Source organism: bacterium, assembly GCA_030685015.1.
Taxonomy (GTDB): Bacteria; CAIWAD01; CAIWAD01; order CAIWAD01; family CAIWAD01; genus CAIWAD01.
Map to the genome: position 1 here is coordinate 1 of JAUXWS010000053.1, position 2,694 is coordinate 2,694.

Annotated in this window: 3 protein-coding genes and 1 pseudogene; all 4 read right to left on the bottom strand. The window is 71.2% G+C overall.

Annotation, left to right across the window (positions count from 1 at the left end):
- Positions 1 to 173: 173 nt before the first annotated feature.
- On the bottom strand, positions 174 to 872 hold the full coding sequence (locus Q8O14_06985) for a histidine kinase (GenBank protein MDP2360481.1): 699 nt from the start codon (positions 870 to 872) through the stop codon (positions 174 to 176).
- Positions 869 to 1,039: pseudogene (locus Q8O14_06990) on the bottom strand (Rdx family protein). The gene Q8O14_06985 and the pseudogene Q8O14_06990 overlap by 4 nt, the downstream one beginning before the upstream one ends.
- A 145-nt stretch (positions 1,040 to 1,184) precedes the next feature.
- Entirely contained in the window at positions 1,185 to 2,114 is a 930-nt protein-coding gene (locus Q8O14_06995) for a hypothetical protein (protein MDP2360482.1), read from the bottom strand.
- A gap of 86 nt (positions 2,115 to 2,200) precedes the next feature.
- Positions 2,201 to 2,694, bottom strand: a 494-nt coding sequence (locus Q8O14_07000) for an FAD:protein FMN transferase (GenBank protein ID MDP2360483.1), incomplete at its 5' end; no start/stop codon positions are given.

Sequence of the window (2,694 nt, forward strand, 5' to 3'; positions counted from 1 at the left end):
GAGACCGGGCATGGTGATGTCCATGAGGATGAGCGCGGGCTGCTCGGCGCGGGCCAGGTTGAGCGCCTCGCGGCCGTCGGCGGCCTCCAGCACGGCGCAGCCGGGAAATCGCCCGCGCAGGGCGGGGACGAGGGCGTCGCGCAGCAGCTTGTGGTCGTCCGCCAGGAGGATCTTCATGCACTCCCTTTCTCGCGCGGAATGCGCATGGTGGCGCGGGCGCCCAGGCCGGCGCCGGACCGGATCTCGAAGAAGCCGCCCAGGGCGGCGGCGCGCTCGCGGATGCTGAAGAGGCCGTAGCCCTCCGGCCGGCCGCGGGCGGACAGCTCCCGCGGCTCGAAGCCCCGGCCGTCGTCCTTCACCTCCGCCGTCACGCCCTCCGCGTCGCCGCTGAGCAGCAGTACCACGCGATGGGGCGCTCCGTGCGTGAGGCTGTTGATCAGGAGTTCCCGCACCGAGGTGTAGACCAGGACGCGCCGGTCGCGGGGCAGGGCGCAGTCCCGCCGACCATGGCAAAGGAAGGTGACGCGGGCGCCGTTCTGGCCGTCGTGCCGCTCGGCCAGCCAATCCAGCGCCTCGGCCAGGCCCAGGTCGTAGAGGACGGGCGGGCTGAGGTCGAAGCTGAGCGTGCGGGTGGACTGGATGATGCGCGCGCTGAGGTCCACCAGTTCGTTCAGGTCCTCCTCCAGGCCGCTGAACTGGACACGGTCGCGCAGGGCGAGCAGCCTCTGCCGCAAATGGGCCAGACCCTGTCCCACGTGGTCATGGAGATGCTCCGCCAGGACGCGGCGCTCGCGTTCCTCGGCCAGGGCCAGTTCCGAGGAGAGGCGCCCCAGCAGGTCGCGACAGCGGCGCAGCTCCTCGTCGGCGCTCAAGGGGCCAGCCGCCCCAGGATCTCGGCCGCCTCGGGGAAGCGGCCCTCGTCGAATTTCCGGAAGATCATGCGGCCGTCCGCCTCCACGTCGAAAATGCCGCCGCTTCCGGGGTGCAGCTTGATGTCCTTGAAGCCGTGCCCCGCCAAGAAATCCGCCAGACTGGCGGCCCGGGGCTGGTAGTTTCAGGTCTGGCAGTAGGTGATGCGGATGGTCATGCGGACTCCTTGCAAACAGGCGGCCGGACCGTCCGGCCGTCGCGCCCAAGGTAGGAAGGGCGATGCGCCGCCGCGAGGGCGTCTCCCCGCCGCTCCCTCAGGGGGCGTAGACGAGGATGGGCTGATCCAGCTCCACCTGGTGCACCCCATCGGACAGGCGCAAGCGATGCGTGCGCCAACCGGAGGCACTGGTCGCAAGGTCGAACAACAGCCTCCAGCACCCCTGCAACTCGTCCGTCGCGTCGAGTGTCGCCCACTCCATCAGCACCAGCCCGTCCAGGTCCGTCACCTCCAGGGTGAGCGGATCGTGGTTGAGGTCCGTGCCCCTGAGGTCCAACATGCCGATCGGGGCCGCGGGGTCATCGTAATAGTCGCCATGGTCCATGACATCGAAGCGCGGCGGCACGTTGGCGACGACGAGGGTGAGGGTGTCCGCCGCTTGGCGATACCCATCGTCCGCAAGCACCCAGATCCGGTGCTCGCCCGCCGGCCTCGCTTCCCAAACGGCGCTGTGGCCATGCGGGGCCGCCTCCACCGTGCCCGTCTCCGCTCCCCACTGCAGGGCCAGGGGCGCCCGCGGCGAGGCCGTGACAGCGCAGGAAAGGGTGTGCCGCCCGATGTCGTCAAGGTCCGTCTCGGCGCTCAGCGCGATGGCAAGCGGCTCCAGGACCAGGGGGATCCACCGGCGGCAGGTGTGGCGCTCGTCGCCACGGGTCAGGGTCAGTTCCACCCAGGAGGAGCCGGCCGCCGGCGTGAGCCATCGCAGGGAATCCTGGTCCGCCTCGCCCACGATCTCGCCGGCCCCCACGCGCCAGGCCAAGCTCCAGCCCTCGCGGTCCGCCGTCAAATGGACCAGGTCGAGAGTCTCCACGCTGATGGCCCACAGGGTCTCGCCACGGCCCCGCAGGTCGTGGAGGGACGATTCCAGCTCGTCCATGGGGTCGCCGGCCGGCGCACCCGGGGCGGAATCCGTTCCGCAGCCGGCCGACAGCAGCGCTAGAAGGGGAAGGCAGAGGAGCGCGCGCATGGTCACCTCCAGGATACGCGGCAAAAGGTGACTGATCGAAGGGAGAACAACAAGGAAAATGGATAGCGGGCGGGCGGGGCGCGTCCCTAACGCAAGACATGGTGGGAAGCCCCCAGTGACCTCAGCCAGCCCTCGCAACCACCGCCCATCAGCAGGCCCACCGTCGCCAGCAGCCCTGCCTGGCTGCAGGCGGGCGCGTGGACGGTGACGCTGCGCGGGGCGTCCTCCGGCGGCCAGCCCGTGCGGGCGTCGAGAATGTGGCCGTAGCGACGGCCCAGGTGCATGAGAAAGCGGCGGGCGTCGCCGCTGGTGGCCAGGGCGCCCTGCCTCAGGTCGAAGGCGCCGGCCGCGGCGCGTCCGGTCTCCGCCGGATCATCCAGACCCACGCTCCAGGGCGTGCTCTGATCGTCCGCGCCGCCCGCCCGCAGGTCTCCGCCGAAGTTGACCAGCCAAGGGCCGGGCGCCGCCCTGTCGAGGAGGGCCGCGCTGCGGTCCACGGCGTATTCCTTGCCGATGCCGCCGAAGTCCAGCTCCATGCCGGCCGGCAGGCGCAGGCGGTGGCCGGCGCGGTCGCGCTCGA